Raw genomic sequence first — 15,633 nt, 5'->3', positions numbered from 1 at the left:
CAGCGTACGGTGCGGGCGGCCTACTTGAGCGGTCCGGTCATCTTGCGCGGCTCCTGCCCCTCCCGGACGGTCACCGCGCAGCTGACGTCGCGGTAGCCCTGCTGGTAGAACGTCGAGAGCGGGACGAGCGGGCTGTTGACGAAGGGTCCGCCGCCGCCCTGCCGCTGCTGCGCGTCGGTGAAACCGGGCTTGCAGAGCTCCAGCGTGGCCTGGATGACCGAGTGGTCGTCGGTCAGGCCCTCCGGCAGCACCACGTTGGCGATCGTCTCGGAGTCGTGCGGCTGGTCGCACGGGATGGCCGTGTACGCCTCGACCGGGCTGTTCCGGACCCACGGCGCCAGCAGGCAGGTACCGGGCGCGAAGAACGCGTACGGGTACGTCTTCGACGGGCTCGGACTCGGGCTCGGGCTGGGGGAGGGGCTCGGGGGCGGCGGCGCGGCGGCGGGCTTCTTCGGGGCGGGCCACAGCAGCGCCACCACCGCCGCCGCCACGACGAGCGCAGCCACCAGGCCTGCCAGGAAAGCCTTCTGTCGACCGCTCATGCGGACCCCCTCCGTCTAAGGACATTCTGAGGGCACAACAGCTGCCACGTCAGTCCTTTCCGGACATCGGTTTGCTCATCCTTTGCATGCTGATCAGTAGGATGACCGGCCTGTCGGACGGGATGGACGAGAAAGGCAACTGCCATGGGGGACAGCGGGTTTCAGGTCGAGCCGAGTGTGCTCGACCGGTACTCGTCGCTGCTGGCCGAGCAGGCGGAGCAGCTGAGGCGGATCGCGGAGGCCACCGCGGCGATCACTCTCTCCTCGGACGCGTTCGGGCACCTGCCGAACGCCCAGCACCTGGCGTCGGCGTTCCAGGAGCACGCCGGTACCGGCCGCGAGAACGTCGGGCTGCTCGGTGACGCGCTGCACGGCAGCGCGCAGGGGCTGTCCGGGGTGTCGCGGAACTACACCGACCACGAGGAGTACGTCGCGGGCACCATGAGCGGGGGCCGGTGATGGCGCACGGGACCAGGCACCACACCTCGGGCGGCTCGGGTGGCTCGGGAACCTCCGGCACGACGCACGGCGCCGACCACCCGCGGCAGCCGGCCGCACCCGCGCCCGTGCCCGGCCACGGCACCGGCCCGGCACCGCACGTCGGGGACCCGAACCAGATCCGCACCGGTTCGCGCACGCCCGCCGAGAACGGCGGGAACGGCGGGAACGGCGGGACCGGTGAGACCGGCGGCGAGGACGCGGCGCCGGTGGACCCGCGGCAGTCCTGGTTCAGCGGGGCGCTCAAGGAGGCCGGGACCAGCGCGGCGGGCAGCCTGGGCGGCAAGGCCGGCGACTACGTCGGGGAGAAGCTGTTCGGCTCCGGGGAGGAGCCCGAAGGGGCCGGTGAGCCGGGCGAACCGGGTGAGTCGGCGGGGCCCGAGGGCGTCAGCACGCTGCCCGCCCCGTCGCCCGGGTACGTGGGGGCCGGGATCGGCGGGGCCGTCGGGGCCGTCGGGGCCGTCGGGGCGAGCACGCTGCCCGGGTACGGCCTGCCGGGCGCGCCGGGCGGCCCGGCCGACGCGTACGCGTGGGCCCGGGCGCAGATCGAGCGGACGTTCCAGGAGCTGCCGGAGGCCGAGCACGAGTCGCGGGGTGGCCTGAGCGGGGCGCTCGACGAGGCGGTCGAGTGGGCGCTGGAGGAGTCCGGCCTGCTGGACATGCTGGAGAAGGTCACCGGCAACCTGGCGGAGCTGAACGACGCCACCGTGCAGTGGCGGGCCCAGGCGGCCGCGGTGCACTCGGTCGCGGCGGAGCTGCGCTCGGGCGCGGTGCCGGTGGCGGCGAGCTGGCAGGGGGCGGCGAGCGACGCGTTCGGCGGTCACATGGGCGACGTCGCGGACGCGCTCGACCAGACCGCCGAGGAGATGCTGCAGACTGCGCAGATCATCAACTCGGCCGCGCAGGAGTGCGCGATGGCCGAGGGCATGGTGATCCAGATCATCACCGAGGCGATCGAGGCGCTGATCGCCTCGCTGGCCGCCGAGGCGGTGCTCTCGGTGGTGACCTTCGGCGCGGCGGCGCTGGTCGGCGCGCTGATCGACGAGGCGGAGATCGCCACCTTCGTGGCCCGGGTGGCGCAGGTGTCCACCAAGCTGGCGAAGGCGCTGGAGGAGCTGCTCAAGGCGCTCCAGGAGATGGGCAAGGCGGTCAAGGCCACCCGCAAGCTCAGCGACGTCGCCAAGGTGATGGAGAAGATGAAGAAGGTCGAGACGGCCTTCGACGAGGTCCGGAAGCTGGAGGAGGGCGCCGGCAAGGCCGCCAGGATCGCCCGGAAGCTCGACGAGAAGGCCACCGAGAAGGTCGGCGACTGGGCCCAGGACCGGATCAAGGCCGGGCTGGGCATCGACGAGGACGACCGGGAGGGCGTCCGGATCGGCGACGGCACCCTGAAGGGCAACCTCAGGGCGGCCGGACAGTCCGCCCTGGGCGTCGCCAAGGAGGGCCTGAAGAGCGACGTCAACAAGAACGCGGTCGAGCGGGAACTGCTGGGCGACCTCGGCCTGGAGCAGCAGCCGACGCCCTACCGGGTGGACCGCTCGCGAATCCAGACGGCGTTCGGCTGACCGCCGCGCCACCGCCGCGGCACCGCCCGCCGGGAGCACCGCCCGCCGGCCGCCGGGAGCACCGCCCGGCGGCCGGCGGCCGGTGGCGGCCTGCGAGAATGGAGGGCATGTCGACCACTCCCGCCGCCCCCGGCAGCACCGCCCTGGACCCGGCGATCGCCGCCCGACTCAAGCGCACCCCGGACGGACTGCTGCCCGCCGTCGCCCAGCAGTACGACACCGGCGAGGTGCTGATGCTCGGGTGGATGGACGACGAGGCGCTGCACCGCACGCTGACCACCGGCCGCTGCACGTACTGGAGCCGCAGCCGGGCCGAGTACTGGGTGAAGGGCGACACCTCGGGCCACGTCCAGCACGTCAAGCAGGTCGCGCTGGACTGCGACGGCGACACCCTGCTGGTCCGGGTCGATCAGGTCGGTGCGGCCTGCCACACCGGCGACCGGACCTGCTTCGACGCCGACGTGCTGCCGCTCGCCCAGTAGCCTGTCCCCCGACCGTCCCCGGACCGTCCCTCCGCCCGTCCGCTCCTCTCATCTGATCGGTGCCCCATGGACCTTGAGGCCTTCCGCACGCTCGCCGCTGACACCCGGGTCATTCCCGTCACCCGCCGGCTCCTGGCGGACGGCCTCACCCCGATCGGCGTCTACCGCAGCCTCGCCGCGGAGCGGCCCGGCACCTTCCTGCTGGAGTCCGCCGAGCAGGGCCGCAGTTGGGCCCGCTACTCCTTCGTCGGGGTGCGCTCCGGCGCGGTGCTCACCGTCGGCGAGGACGGCGGCGCCCGCTGGCTGGGCGAGCCCCCGGTCGGCATCCCCACCGGCGGCGACCCGCTGGAGGTGCTGCGCGCCACCCTGGCCGCCCTGCACACCCCCCGGCACCCGGACGACGGCCTGCCGCCGCTCACCGGCGGTCTGGTCGGCTACCTCGGCTACGACGTGGTGCGCCGCCTGGAGAAGCTGCCGGACCTCACCCCGGACGACCTGCGGCTGCCCGAGCTGACCCTGCTGCTCGCCACCGACCTGGCCGTCCTGGACCACGCCGACGGCACCGTGCTGCTGATCGCCAACGCGGTCAACCACAACGACCTGGCCACCGGCGTCGACGAGGCGCACGCGGACGCCGTCGCCCGCCTCGACGCGATGGAGGCCGACCTGCGCCGCCCGGTCGACCCCGGCCTGGCCACCTACACCCCGACCGCGGTCGAGGCGCACTCGCCGTTCGGCGGCGCGCCGTACCGCAAGGCGGTCGAGGTGGTGAAGGAGCGAATCCGGGCCGGCGAGGCGTTCCAGGTCGTCCCCTCGCAGCGCTTCGAGGCGCCCTGCCCGGCCTCCGCGCTCGACGTCTACCGCGTCCTGCGCACCACCAACCCCAGCCCGTACATGTACCTGTTCCGCTTCCCCGGGCCGGACGGCGGCGCGGAGGGCGGCTTCGACGTGGTCGGCTCCAGCCCCGAGGCGCTGGTCAAGGTGGCCGGCGGCGAGGCGATGCTGCACCCGATCGCCGGCACCCGGCACCGCGGCGCCACCCCGCACGAGGACGCCGAGCTGGCCGCCGAGCTGCTCGCCGACCCCAAGGAGCGGGCCGAGCACCTGATGCTGGTCGACCTGGGCCGCAACGACCTGGGCCGGGTCTGCGCGCCGGGCTCGGTCGAGGTGGTGGAGTTCATGACCGTCGAGCGTTACAGCCACGTCATGCACATCGTCTCCACCGTCACCGGCAAGGTCGCCGAGGGCCGCAGCGCCTTCGACGTGCTCACCGCCTGCTTCCCGGCCGGCACCCTGTCCGGCGCGCCCAAGCCCCGCGCCATGCAGATCATCGAGGAGCTGGAGCCCACCCGCCGCGGCCTGTACGGCGGCTGCGTCGGCTACCTGGACTTCGCCGGGGACTCCGACACGGCGATCGCCATCCGCACCGCGGTGATCCGCGACGAGACCGCGTACGTCCAGGCGGGCGCGGGCGTGGTGGCCGACTCCGACCCGCACGCCGAGGACACCGAGTGCCGCAACAAGGCGGCGGCAGTGCTCCGGGCCGTCGCCACGGCGAACACGCTGCGCTGAGACCGGGGTTCGAAGACCGGCCCTAGCGGCGGCCGAGCAGCTCCAGCCGTTCGGCGCTGGGGCTGCCGGGGTCGGCGCGGTAGACAACGAGCAGGTGCCGGGCCTCGGGGCGCAGCAGCTTCTCGTAGTGCAGGTCGAGGGCGCCGACGTCGGGGTGCTGGAACCGGGTGCGGCCGACGGTGCGGCGGCGCACCTCCCGCCTGGCCCACAGGGTGCGGAAGCGCTCGCTGGCGGTGGTGAGTTCGTCGATGGTGGCCAGGAGTCCGGGGTCGGTGCCGTCGAGGGCGAGGGCGGCCCGCAGCCCGGAGACGGCCTTGGCGGTCACGTCGTCCCACCGGGGGTACAGGCGGCGCATCCCCGGTTCGAGGAAGACGGCGCGCAGCGGGTCGTGGCCGACGCCGAAGAACGGGCACAGCGCCGTGGCGAGGCGGTTCGCGGCCACCACCCGCCCGGAGGCCGCCTGGGCGTAGGTGGGCGTCGTCGGCCAGGCGTCCAGGAGCAGTTGCAGGGCCGCGTCCGGCCGGGCGGCCCCGGCACCGGGCCGGGGTCCGGTGGGCGGGGCCGGGTGGGCGAGGCGGTGCAGGTAGGCCGCCGCCGCCTCGTCCAGCCGCAGCGCGGCGGCCAGGCCGCGCAGGGTCCGGTCGGAGGGGCGCCGGTTGCGGCCCTGCTCCAGGCGCAGGTAGTACTCCGGGCTGATGCCCGCGAGCTGGGCGACCTCCTCGCGGCGCAGCCCGGCGACCCGGCGCCGCTCTCCCGCCGGCAGTCCGGCGCGCTCCGGGGTGAGCTGTTCGCGCCGGGAGCGCAGGAAGTCGCCGAGGGTGTCCGGCATCGGGTCCATGCCCCGACGCTAGCGGGCCACCAGGCCGAGCCGCAGCAGGCTCTCGGCGGTGGCGACCACGGCCTCCTCGTTGCCGCGCGGGGCCCAGCCCAGCTCGGTGCGGGCCCGGGTGCCGTCGGCCCGGCGCACCACGCCCAGCTGCGGGGCCAGCTCCCGCATCCGGGGGCTGACGACGGCCAGCGCGCGCAGCAGTCCGGCCGGCGCGGTGCGGGTGGGGGCGGCGGAGGCGGCGTCGCCGAGCCGTTCGCGCAGCACGGCCGCGATCCGGTGGAACGAGACGGGCTCACCGGCCGACGCCAGGTAGCGCCGGCCCGCGGCCACGGGGGCGGTCATCGCCCGGACGTGCAGGTCGGCGACGTCGCGGACGTCCACGGTGTTGGTCCAGACCGGGGGCGCGACCCGCATGCCGCCGCTGAGCATCGCGTGGACGATCCGCACCGAGCTGGAGTAGTCCGGTCCCAGGACCGGCCCGAAGATCCCGACCGGGTTGACGACCGTCAGCTCCATGCCGCCGCCCTCGGTGGCGGCGAAGTCCCACGCCGCCCGCTCGGCGACGGTCTTGGACTTCACGTAGGGGGAGACGCCCGGCCCGTCGAGGTCCGTCCAGTCGGACTCGGTGAAGACGTGCCCGCCGGCCCGGTGGCCGTAGCCGACGGCGCCGAACGAGGAGGTGAGCACCGTCCGCCGCACCCCGGCGTCCCGGGCGGCGCGCAGCACCCGCAGCGCGCCGTCCCGGGCGGGGACGATCAGCTCGTCCTCGTGCCGGGGAGCGCCGGCGGGGAACGGCGAGGCCAGGTGCAGCACGTGGTCGGCGCCGGCCACGGCCTCGGCCCAGCCCGCGTCCCGGGTCAGGTCCGCCTCGACGTACGCCACCGCCGCCGGGTCGGCGACCCCGGCCGTCCCGAGCATGGACGCGACGTCGCCGCGCCGGGACAGCGACCGGACGGTGGTGGTCACCGCGTGGCCCTCCGCGAGCAGCCGGGCGATGGTGTGCGCGCCGAGGAAGCCGGTTCCGCCGGTGACGAGTACGTGTGCCATGCCCCCACCCTGACCCGCAGGCGCCGCCGCCACCAGGCCCCGCCGACCCTGGTACCCGCGGGGACAGGACGCGCGGACCGGGGGCGGGGACGGGGAGCGGGGTGAGGTCGGGGACACTGGGGGAGTGAGTGAGACGCCTGCTTCCCCGAAGTCCCGCGGCACGTTGGGGCTGATGCTGTTGCTGACCGCGTTGGGCGCCGTACTGGTCCTGACGTCGGTGGGCCGGACCTGGGCGCAGGGGGTGGCGCCCGGGATGGGCGGCAGCCGGATCGCGGTGAGCGCGAGCGGGAGCAGACTGACGGCCCTGCCGACCGGCATGGCGCTGGTGGCGATGGCGGCGGCGGTCGCGGTCTTCGCGGTGCGCGGCCGGACGCGGGTGCTGGTGGGCGCCCTGACCGTGCTGGCGGGGGCGGGCGCGGTCGTCGGCGCCGTGATCGGGTACACCGACACCGCGGGGCTGCACGCCGTCGCGGCGGGGCAGCTCGCCCTGAGCAGCGGCCGGGCCGAGGAGATCACCCGGACGGCATGGCCCTGGGTGGCCCTGGCGGGCGGGCTGCTGCTGGTGGCGGCGGGCGCCCTGACCACCCGGTTCGGCAGCGGCTGGCCGGCCATGGGCTCCCGCTACGAGGCACCGACCCGCACGTCGGCAGCCACGGGGAGGGCGGCCGGCCCGGCCGACCTGTGGAAGGCGTTGGACCGCGGCGAGGACCCGACCGGCTGATCCCGCGGGCCGCGCCGACCGGCTGACCCGACCGCCCGGTCCGGCCGCGGCCGGATGTGCGCGGCACCACCCCGACCCGGCTTGGGGGCGCCGTGTTCGGCCCGGCACAATGGAGAGCGTCAACCCGTCGAGCGCCGCCCCAGGCCCGCCCGACCGGGCCCCGGAGAAACAAGGAGCACCAACAAGATGGCTGCAGCAGCGCACGGCCACACCCCGCCGCGTGGACCGGCGTGGTCATTTCCTTCGTCGGCTTCTGCGTCGCGGGCGTCGCGATGATCGTGCCGAACGTCGTGCTGGTCATCGCGGGCCTCGCCGTGGTCCTGATCGGCGGCGTGGTCGGCAAGGCCATGTCGATGGCGGGCATGGGCCGGCAGCCCAGCAAGAACTTCGCGCCGGTTCCCACCGAGGAGCGCAGCGCGGTCACCGCGGGCTGATCGCGGCGGAGTCGCGCACCGGACGGCGGGCCCTCGGGCCCGCCGTCCGGCGTTTCGGGGCCGGGCCCGGTCCGCCCGGGGGCACAATCGTCCCCGTGAACGCTCCCGCCGCCCCGTCCCGACCCGAGGGCTCCGCGGCGCGCCGGCTGGTCCGTCCGCTGGCCGCGCTGGCGGCCGTCGCGCTGCCGGCCGGGTTCGTCGCCCTGGTGGACCCGAACACGCCCGGCCATTACCCGGTCTGCCCGTTCCTGCGGGCCACCGGCTGGTGGTGCCCCGGCTGCGGCGGGCTGCGCTGCGTGCACGCGCTGGCCCGGGGGGACGTGCCGACGGCGGTGCACGACAACCTGCTGGTGGCGGTGCTGGCGTGCGGGCTGCTGGCGCTCTGGGCGACCTGGACGGTGCGGGCGGTGCGCGGACGGCCGGGTGGCGGGGGTGGCGGCTCACCGGTTGGCAGGCGGGGGTGCTGGTCCTGGTGGTGCTGCTGTTCTCGGTGGCGCGGAACCTGCCGGTCGGCGCGGGCCTGGCGCCGCCCGTCGGGTGAGGAGCGCGCACCGGGCGCACGGAGGGGCTGGGGCGCCCGCCGGGCGGTCCGCCGATCGAGACGCGCGCCGTGCGGATGCGGAGTGCGCCCCCCGCGCCCGATACCATCGAATCGAAAGGCCGGGACCGCGCTCGACGCCCCCGGCCGCACCAGCGAAACACGATGGGGGCGCACGCGTGACTGTGCTCGACGAGATCATCGACGGGGTCCGGCAGGACCTCGCCGAGCGACAGGCCCGGGTCTCCCTGGACGAGCTCAAGGAGCTCGCCGCCAAGGCGCCCGAGGCGAAGGACGGCGTGGCCGCGCTGCGCGGCGACGGCGTCCGGGTGATCTGCGAGGTCAAGCGCTCCAGCCCGTCCAAGGGCGCGCTCGCGGCGATCGCCGACCCGGCCGCGCTGGCGGCCGACTACGCGGCCGGCGGGGCCGCCGCGATCAGCGTGCTCACCGAGCAGCGCCGCTTCGGCGGCTCGCTGGCCGACCTGGACGCGGTGCGCGCCGCCGTGGACACCCCGGTCCTGCGCAAGGACTTCATCGTCACCGCCTACCAGCTGTGGGAGGCCCGCGCGCACGGCGCGGACCTGGCGCTGCTGATCGTCGCCGCGCTGGAACAGCCGGCCCTGGTCTCGCTGATCGAGCGGGCCGAGTCGATCGGCCTGACCCCGCTGGTCGAGGTGCACGACGAGGAGGAGATCGCCCGCGCGGTGGACGCCGGCGCGCGGATCATCGGCGTCAACGCCCGCAACCTGAAGACCCTCGAGGTCGACCGGAACACCTTCGGCAACGTGGTGGACGCCATCCCGGCGCACCTCGTGAAGGTCGCCGAGTCCGGCGTGCGCGGGCCGCACGACCTGATCACCTACGCCAACCAGGGCGCCGACGCGGTGCTGGTCGGCGAGTCCCTGGTCACCGGCCGGGACCCGCGGACCGCGGTCGCCGACCTGGTCGCCGCCGGGGCGCACCCGGCGCTGCGCAACAACGGGCGGGGCTGACCTCCGCCGTGTCGATCGCCACCCGTCTCGCCCCGGCTGCCGCCCGCGCGGCTGCCGCGCGCCCGCGCGCCGGGTGCTGGGGCGGCGGGTGCGGTACGTGATCGGCTGCGAGCCCGGACAGGTCCCCGGACGCCGATGGCGCGGGCCCCGCGGCTAGCTCCTCGCCAGAGGACCCGGCCCCCTCGCCAGGGGGCCGGCACCCGCCGCGGTCCCCACGTCCACGCCGTCAATCCTTCATCCGAGGACGGATCATGTCCGAGCACTACCTTCCGGGCGCCCAGGTGCCCGACGCCCGCGGTTACTTCGGCGCCTACGGCGGCCGCTTCATCCCGGAGGCGCTGGTCGCCGCCGTGGAGCAGGTCGCCGAGGAGTACGAGAAGGCCAAGAACGACCCGGCGTTCGCCGCCGAGCTGGACGCCCTGCTCAAGGACTACACCGGTCGGCCGAGCCCGCTGACCGACGTCCACCGGTTCTCCGCGGAGGCCGGCGGGGCGCGGGTCCTGCTCAAGCGCGAGGACCTCAACCACACCGGCTCGCACAAGATCAACAACGTGCTGGGCCAGGCGCTGCTGACCCGCCGGATGGGCAAGACCCGGATCATCGCCGAGACCGGCGCCGGCCAGCACGGCGTGGCCACCGCCACCGCCTGCGCGCTGTTCGGCTTCGACTGCACCATCTACATGGGCGAGGTCGACACCCGGCGGCAGGCGCTGAACGTCGCCCGGATGCGGATGCTGGGCGCCGAGGTGATCCCGGTGACCTCCGGCAGCCGCACCCTGAAGGACGCCATCAACGAGGCGTTCCGGGACTGGGTCGCCAACGTCGACTCCACCCACTACCTGTTCGGCACGGTGGCCGGCCCGCACCCGTTCCCGATGATGGTGCGCGACTTCCACCGGGTGATCGGCGTCGAGGCCCGGCAGCAGGTGCTGGACCGCACCGGGAGGCTCCCGGACGCGGTGGTCGCCTGCGTCGGCGGCGGCTCCAACGCGATGGGCATCTTCCACGAGTTCATCCCGGACGCGGGCGTCCGCCTGATCGGCTGCGAGGCGGCCGGCGAGGGCGCCGAGACCCCGAAGCACGCCGCCACCCTGACCAAGGGCGACCCTGGCGTGCTGCACGGCTCGCGCACCTACGTGCTGCAGGACGAGGACGGCCAGACCATCGAGTCGCACTCGATCTCGGCCGGCCTGGACTACCCGGGCGTCGGCCCGGAGCACGCCTGGCTGAAGGACACCGGACGGGCCGAGTACCGCCCGGTGACCGACCGGGCCGCGATGGAGGCGCTGCGGCTGCTGTCCCGCACCGAGGGCATCATCCCGGCGATCGAGTCCGCGCACGCCCTGGCCGGCGCGCTCGAACTCGGCCGCGAGCTCGGCCCGGAGGGGACGATCCTGGTCTCGCTCTCCGGCCGCGGCGACAAGGACATGCACACCGCCGCCGAGTACTTCGGCCTCTACGACGCCGAGGGGACCAACTGACCATGGCCGACACCAAGCTCACCACCGCCCTGGCCGCCGCGAAGGCGGAGGGCCGCGCGGCCCTGATCGGCTACCTGCCGGCCGGCTTCCCGACCGTGGACGGCGGCATCGCCGCGATCGACGCCCTGGTCGAGGGCGGCTGCGACGTCGTCGAGGTCGGCCTGCCGCACTCGGACCCGGTGCTGGACGGCGCGGTCATCCAGACCGCCGACGACATCGCGCTGCGCGGCGGCGTGAAGATCAAGGACGTGCTGCGCACCGTCGCCGAGGTCGCCGCCGCCCACCCGGCCGTGCCGGTGCTGGTGATGACGTACTGGAACCCGGTGGACCGCTACGGCACCGCCCGGTTCGCCGCCGACCTGGCCGCGGCCGGGGGAGCGGGCTGCATCCTGCCGGACCTGCCGGTGGAGGAGTCCGAGGAGTGGCGCAAGGCCGCCGCCGAGCACGGTCTGGACACCGTGTTCGTGGTCGCCCCGTCCTCCACCGACCACCGGCTGGCCGAGGTCACCGCGGCCGGCTCCGGCTTCGTGTACGCGGCCGCCGTGATGGGCGTGACCGGCACCCGGGCCGCGGTCGGCAACCTGGCCGAGGACCTGGTGGCCCGCACCCGCGCCACCACCGCGCTGCCGGTCTGCGTCGGCCTGGGCGTCTCCAACGCCGACCAGGCCGCCGAGGTCGCCGCCTTCGCGGACGGCGTGATCGTCGGCTCGGCGTTCGTCCAGCGCCTGCTGGACGCCGCGGAGCCGGCCGACGGCGTCGCCGCGGTCCGCGCCCTCGCGGGCGAGCTGGCGCGGGGCGTCCGCCGCAGGTAACCGCACCACGACCGGGAACCGCCCGGGGAGCGACCGCCGCTCCCCGGGCGGTTCTCCGCGTTTCCGGCCAGGTCCTCTCGTCCGGCTCTCGTCCGGCTCTCGTCGGGTCGACGCCCGGCGTCGCGCGCCCGGCGTCGCGCGCCCGGCGAGATCCGGACGAGAGGGCCTACTCCGCGAGGGTGAAAAACCGGGCGGCGCCGGTACGGCCCGGTCCGTCGGCGCCGTTGGACCCTCCGGTGGTTCGTCGGCGAGAGGGTGTTCGGATGGCGTGGGTCCACCGGCAGGTGCTGCTGCGGGCGCTGGCCGCGGGGCTGGCGCTGGCCGTCGCGCTGGTCGGAAGCGGGGGCGTGGAGCGGGAGTTGGCCCGGCGGGGGGCCGAGCGGGCGGTGCTGTGCCGGTCGGCGGACGCGGTCTGCGCACCGCCGGGACGATGATCCGGAAAATCGGACGTATGACCGTTTAAGGTCACTCATACGGCGTAACTCGCCAATGTGGAGGAACCCCCCGCCATCCCCTACGGTTCATCAGGCAGGAAACGCAGGCAGGAAACGGCGGAACGCGCCCGAGGGGGAACCGAACTGATGGCCAGTCAGCAGGTCGAGCACGGCCGGGTGGGCGGGCTGCGCCGGGCGGTGGACGGCGCGGCGGCCGAGTGGTTCGGCCTGGCGGTGCGGCTGGGTCTGGCGGTGGTGTGGGGCTGGGCGGGCCTGGCGAAGGTCTCCGACCCGGCGGAGGCGGCGCAGGCCGTGCGGGCGTACGAGATCCTGCCCGAGTCGCTGGTGAAGCCGGTCGGCTGGGGGCTGCCGTTCCTGGAGCTGGCGCTGGCGCTGCTGCTGGTGCTCGGCCTCGGGACGAGGATCGTCGCGGTCGTCTCCGGCCTGCTGCTGCTGGTCTTCATCGCCGGGATCTCCTCCGCCTGGGCGCGCGGCATCTCGATCGACTGCGGCTGCTTCGGCGGCGGCGGCGCGGTGGACGAGTCGCAGACCAAGTACCTCCAGGAGATCCTGCGCGACTCCGGGTTCCTGCTGCTGTCGGCGTGGCTGGTCTACCGGCCCCGGACGAAGCTCTCGGCGGACGCCTGGCTGGCCGCCTGACGCCGCACGTCCACCGCCACCGATCAGACGAAACCGACCCCTGGACTGGCAAGAGCACCCCATGAGCGAGAAGAACCGAGAAGGCAAGCGCAACGCCCGGGACATGATGCGGGAGTCCCGGGCCGCCGAGGAGGCCAAGGCGCGGCGCAACAAGAAGCTGGCGGTCGGCGGCGTGGTGGTCGTGGTGATCGCGGCCGCCGTGGTGGTCGGCGTGGTGGTGCAGAACCAGCGCTCCAAGCCGGAGACCCCGACCGCCGCCCCGGCCGGCGCGAGCGGCGACAAGAACCTGGTCATCCCGGTCGGCGGCGCCGACGCCCCGTCCACGCTGACGGTCTACGAGGACCCGCGCTGCCCGGCCTGCGGCAGCTTCGAGCGGAGCTTCTCGCCGACCGTCGACCAGCTGGAGGACGCGGGCAAGGTCCGGGTCGACTACCACCTCGTCTCGTTCATCGACCGCTCGCTGGGCGGCAACGGCTCCAAGTACGGCGCCAACGCGCTGGCCTGCGCGCAGGACGCCGGGCACTTCCGCGACTACCACGACGTGCTCTACCGCAACCAGCCGGACGAGACCGCGGACTCCTTCGGCAGCAAGCAGACCCTGATCGACCTGGCCAAGCAGGTCCCGGGGCTGGACACCCCCGCCTTCCAGTCCTGCGTCAACGACAACACGTTCGGCGGCTGGGTCTCCGCGGTGCAGCAGGACTTCGACAAGTCCAGCTACAAGTCGACCCCGACGGTGCTGCTGAACGGCGAGGCGATCTACCCGAAGAAGGGCGACGAGCAGATCAGCCCGGAGAACCTGGTGAAGTGGGTGGACGCGGCCAACCAGGGCAAGACCCTCGGCACCCCCGGCTCGCACGGGCAGAGCCCGGCGCCCGGCTCGACCGCCGGCGAGTCGAACAACCCGCCCTCGCCCTGACCGCCCCCGCCCTGATCCCGGACCGGACCGGCCCGGACCGGGCCGGACCGGGCCGCGTGACGCTACCGTGACCCGCTCCGGTGCCGGTGGTGCCGGTGGGACACGGTAGCGTCGAGAGTGCCATGGATCTCGCATACATTCCGAGCCCGTCGCGGGGCGTCCTCAACCTGGGGCCCATCCCGCTGCGCGCCTACGCCTTCTGCATCATCATCGGTGTCGTCGTGGCCGTGTGGCTCGGCAGCAAGCGGTGGGTCGCCCGCGGCGGCGGCCGCCACACGGTCGGCGACATCGCGGTCTGGGCGGTGCCGTTCGGCCTGGTCGGCGGTCGGCTCTACCACGTCATCACCGACAACCAGCTGTACTTCGGCGCGGGCAAGCACCCGATCGACGCGCTGAAGATCTGGGAGGGCGGCCTCGGCATCTGGGGCGCCATCGCCTTCGGCGCGGTCGGTGCCTGGATCGGCGCCCGCCGCCGGGGCGTCCCGCTGCCCGCCTACGCCGACGCGATCGCCCCCGGCATCGCGCTGGCCCAGGCCTGCGGCCGCTGGGGCAACTGGTTCAACCAGGAGCTGTACGGCCGCCCCACCACCCTGCCCTGGGGCCTGAAGATCGACAAGACGCTCCCGGACGGCACCGTGGTCCAGGGCGTCTACCACCCGACCTTCCTGTACGAGTCGATCTGGTGCGTGCTGGTCGCGGTCCTGGTGATCTGGGCCGACCGGCGCTTCACCCTCGGCCACGGCCGGGCCTTCGCGCTGTACGTCGCCGCCTACACGCTCGGCCGGTTCTGGACCGAGTGGCTGCGGATCGACGAGGCGCACCGCTTCTTCGGCCTGCGCCTGAACGACTGGACCGCGATCCTGGTCTTCGTCGGTGCGATCGTCGCCTTCGTGCTCTCCGCCCGGTTCCGCCCCGGCCGGGAGGACCCGGACACGATCGACCCGCAGGCCACCCGGGAGCGCGCCGAGGCCGGGGCCGCCGCCGCGGAGGCCGAGCCGGGGAACGAGCCTGAGCCGCAGGACATCCCGGCCGACGCCCCCGCGCGGGTCCCGGAGGATGCCGAGGACAGCAAGGACCCAAAGGCCACCAAGGCCGCCAAGGTGCCCGGGGACGCCGAACGGCCCTCCTGAGCCGAGGCTCCCGACCCCCGTTGGGGCCGCCCCCGCCGAGACCGGCGGAGGCGGCCCCAACTGCCTTTGGGCAGGCTTACTTTGCTGGAAACGCGCAGGTCAAACGGCTACGTTCGAAGGGCACCAGCAAGCCCGGCCGATCCGCGGCCCGGGGGGAACCGCCGTGCCCGGAAGGGGAGCCGTCCGCATGAGCACCATCGCCGCAGACCCGCACACCGACAGTCCGCAGCCCCGGATACCCGACGCCGACCACCACCGGGACGTCAACGGCGGCTGGCTGCGCCCGGCCGTGTTCGGCGCGATGGACGGCCTGGTGTCCAACTTCGCGCTGATGACCGGCGTGGTCGGCGGCGCCGCCGCGCCGGGCACCGTGGTGCTCACCGGCCTGGCCGGGCTGGCGGCCGGCGCGTTCTCCATGGCGGCCGGCGAGTACACCTCGGTGGCCTCCCAGCGCGAGCTGGTGGAGGCCGAACTGGAGGTCGAGCGGATCGAGCTGCGGCGCAACCCGCAGGGCGAGCTGGCCGAACTGGCCCAGCTGTACGCGGCCCGGGGCGTCGACCCGGAGCTGGCCCGCGAGGTGGCCCGGCAGCTGTCCGCCGACCCGGAGACCACGCTGGCCGTGCACGCCCGCGAGGAGCTCGGCGTCGACCCGGAGGACCTGCCCTCGCCGCTGGTCGCCGCGCTCTCCTCGTTCGGCTGCTTCGCGCTCGGCGCGCTGCTGCCGGTGCTGCCCTACCTGCTGGGCGCGACCACGCTCCGGCCGGCCGCCCTGCTGGCGGTGCTGGGCCTGTTCGGCTGCGGCGCGGTGGTGGCCCGGGTGACGGCCCGCAGCTGGTGGTTCTCCGGCCTGCGGCAACTGGTGCTGGGCGGGGCCGCGGCGGGCGTCACCTACCTGCTGGGACGGCTGATCGGCGGGGCCGTCGGCTGACCCGCCGACCGGCCGTCACCCGGACGGCCTTGTACGAAAATCCAGACCT

The 15,633-nt window shown here is 74.7% G+C and carries 17 protein-coding genes and 3 pseudogenes; 17 read left to right on the top strand and 3 right to left on the bottom strand.

Features of this window, described 5'->3' with window-relative positions; all coding sequences use genetic code 11:
• Window positions 1-20 precede the first annotated feature (20 nt).
• Entirely contained in the window at window positions 21-506 is a 486-nt protein-coding gene (locus QMQ26_RS09665; protein ID WP_282205429.1) for a septum formation family protein, read from the bottom strand.
• A 213-nt stretch (window positions 507-719) separates the two neighbouring features.
• Between QMQ26_RS09665 and QMQ26_RS09660 the strand changes: the two genes are divergently transcribed.
• The 4 genes from QMQ26_RS09660 to QMQ26_RS09645 all read left to right on the top strand — a co-directional run bounded on the left by QMQ26_RS09660 (window position 720) and on the right by QMQ26_RS09645 (window position 4,659).
• A complete protein-coding gene (locus QMQ26_RS09660) occupies window positions 720-1,001 on the top strand; it encodes a hypothetical protein (RefSeq protein WP_282205428.1) in 282 nt (93 codons plus the stop codon).
• A gap of 107 nt (window positions 1,002-1,108) precedes the next feature.
• Window positions 1,109-2,605, top strand: coding sequence for a WXG100 family type VII secretion target (locus tag QMQ26_RS09655; RefSeq protein ID WP_282205427.1), 1,497 nt, complete (start codon window positions 1,109-1,111; stop codon window positions 2,603-2,605).
• 107 nt (window positions 2,606-2,712) lie between these two features.
• Window positions 2,713-3,087, top strand: a complete 375-nt coding sequence (hisI, locus tag QMQ26_RS09650) for a phosphoribosyl-AMP cyclohydrolase (protein ID WP_100835751.1) — start codon at window positions 2,713-2,715, stop codon at window positions 3,085-3,087.
• 66 nt (window positions 3,088-3,153) lie between these two features.
• Window positions 3,154-4,659 (top strand): anthranilate synthase component I, encoded by a 1,506-nt coding sequence (locus QMQ26_RS09645; protein WP_100835750.1) that lies wholly within the window; start codon window positions 3,154-3,156, stop codon window positions 4,657-4,659.
• Window positions 4,660-4,681: 22 nt separating this feature from the next.
• Here the strand turns inward: QMQ26_RS09645 and QMQ26_RS09640 are convergent, their stop codons facing one another.
• Window positions 4,682-5,497 carry a helix-turn-helix domain-containing protein gene (locus tag QMQ26_RS09640; RefSeq protein ID WP_282205426.1) on the bottom strand — a complete coding sequence of 272 codons (816 nt, stop codon included), beginning with the start codon at window positions 5,495-5,497 and terminating at the stop codon, window positions 4,682-4,684.
• Window positions 5,498-5,506: 9 nt separating this feature from the next.
• Window positions 5,507-6,535 carry an SDR family oxidoreductase gene (locus QMQ26_RS09635; RefSeq protein ID WP_282205425.1) on the bottom strand — a complete coding sequence of 343 codons (1,029 nt, stop codon included), beginning with the start codon at window positions 6,533-6,535 and terminating at the stop codon, window positions 5,507-5,509.
• A 172-nt stretch (window positions 6,536-6,707) separates the two neighbouring features.
• On the opposite strand from QMQ26_RS09635, the gene QMQ26_RS09630 reads away from it, so the two are divergent.
• The 13 genes and pseudogenes from QMQ26_RS09630 to QMQ26_RS09580 all read left to right on the top strand — a co-directional run bounded on the left by QMQ26_RS09630 (window position 6,708) and on the right by QMQ26_RS09580 (window position 15,584).
• The gene (locus QMQ26_RS09630) at window positions 6,708-7,256 is read left to right on the top strand and encodes a TIGR02234 family membrane protein (protein ID WP_100838413.1); all 549 of its coding nucleotides are present in this window, start codon (window positions 6,708-6,710) and stop codon (window positions 7,254-7,256) included.
• 186 nt (window positions 7,257-7,442) lie between these two features.
• Window positions 7,443-7,690, top strand: a pseudogene (locus QMQ26_RS09625) (HGxxPAAW family protein).
• Window positions 7,691-7,785: 95 nt separating this feature from the next.
• A pseudogene (locus tag QMQ26_RS38260) lies at window positions 7,786-8,016 on the top strand (DUF2752 domain-containing protein); the annotation flags it as partial.
• A gap of 38 nt (window positions 8,017-8,054) precedes the next feature.
• Window positions 8,055-8,231 (top strand): hypothetical protein, encoded by a 177-nt coding sequence (locus QMQ26_RS09620; RefSeq protein ID WP_282205423.1) that lies wholly within the window; start codon window positions 8,055-8,057, stop codon window positions 8,229-8,231.
• Window positions 8,232-8,407: 176 nt separating this feature from the next.
• Complete coding sequence (gene trpC / locus QMQ26_RS09615) at window positions 8,408-9,220, top strand: indole-3-glycerol phosphate synthase TrpC (protein WP_100835746.1); 813 nt, start codon at window positions 8,408-8,410, stop codon at window positions 9,218-9,220.
• A pseudogene (gene trpM / locus QMQ26_RS38255) lies at window positions 9,177-9,377 on the top strand (tryptophan biosynthesis modulator TrpM); the annotation flags it as partial. The gene trpC and the pseudogene trpM, both read left to right, overlap by 44 nt.
• Before the next feature lie 91 nt (window positions 9,378-9,468).
• Window positions 9,469-10,701, top strand: coding sequence for a tryptophan synthase subunit beta (trpB, locus tag QMQ26_RS09610; RefSeq protein ID WP_100835745.1), 1,233 nt, complete (start codon window positions 9,469-9,471; stop codon window positions 10,699-10,701).
• 2 nt (window positions 10,702-10,703) lie between these two features.
• Window positions 10,704-11,513, top strand: coding sequence for a tryptophan synthase subunit alpha (gene trpA / locus QMQ26_RS09605; protein ID WP_100835744.1), 810 nt, complete (start codon window positions 10,704-10,706; stop codon window positions 11,511-11,513).
• 263 nt (window positions 11,514-11,776) lie between these two features.
• Window positions 11,777-11,947, top strand: coding sequence for a hypothetical protein (locus QMQ26_RS09600; RefSeq protein WP_282205422.1), 171 nt, complete (start codon window positions 11,777-11,779; stop codon window positions 11,945-11,947).
• Window positions 11,948-12,094: 147 nt separating this feature from the next.
• Entirely contained in the window at window positions 12,095-12,607 is a 513-nt protein-coding gene (locus QMQ26_RS09595; protein WP_199528051.1) for a MauE/DoxX family redox-associated membrane protein, read from the top strand.
• 61 nt (window positions 12,608-12,668) lie between these two features.
• Window positions 12,669-13,526, top strand: a complete 858-nt coding sequence (locus QMQ26_RS09590; RefSeq protein WP_100835743.1) for a DsbA family protein — start codon at window positions 12,669-12,671, stop codon at window positions 13,524-13,526.
• Window positions 13,527-13,648: 122 nt separating this feature from the next.
• Window positions 13,649-14,656, top strand: a complete 1,008-nt coding sequence (lgt, locus tag QMQ26_RS09585) for a prolipoprotein diacylglyceryl transferase (protein ID WP_282205421.1) — start codon at window positions 13,649-13,651, stop codon at window positions 14,654-14,656.
• A 187-nt stretch (window positions 14,657-14,843) separates the two neighbouring features.
• Window positions 14,844-15,584 (top strand): VIT1/CCC1 transporter family protein, encoded by a 741-nt coding sequence (locus QMQ26_RS09580; protein ID WP_100835741.1) that lies wholly within the window; start codon window positions 14,844-14,846, stop codon window positions 15,582-15,584.
• The last annotated feature ends 49 nt before the right edge of the window (window positions 15,585-15,633 follow it).

Source organism: Kitasatospora fiedleri, from assembly GCF_948472415.1.
GTDB classification, from domain to species: Bacteria; Actinomycetota; Actinomycetes; order Streptomycetales; family Streptomycetaceae; genus Kitasatospora; species Kitasatospora fiedleri.
The sequence above is the reverse complement of the archived record's forward strand: the minus strand, read 5'-3'. Positions and strand labels throughout refer to the sequence as shown.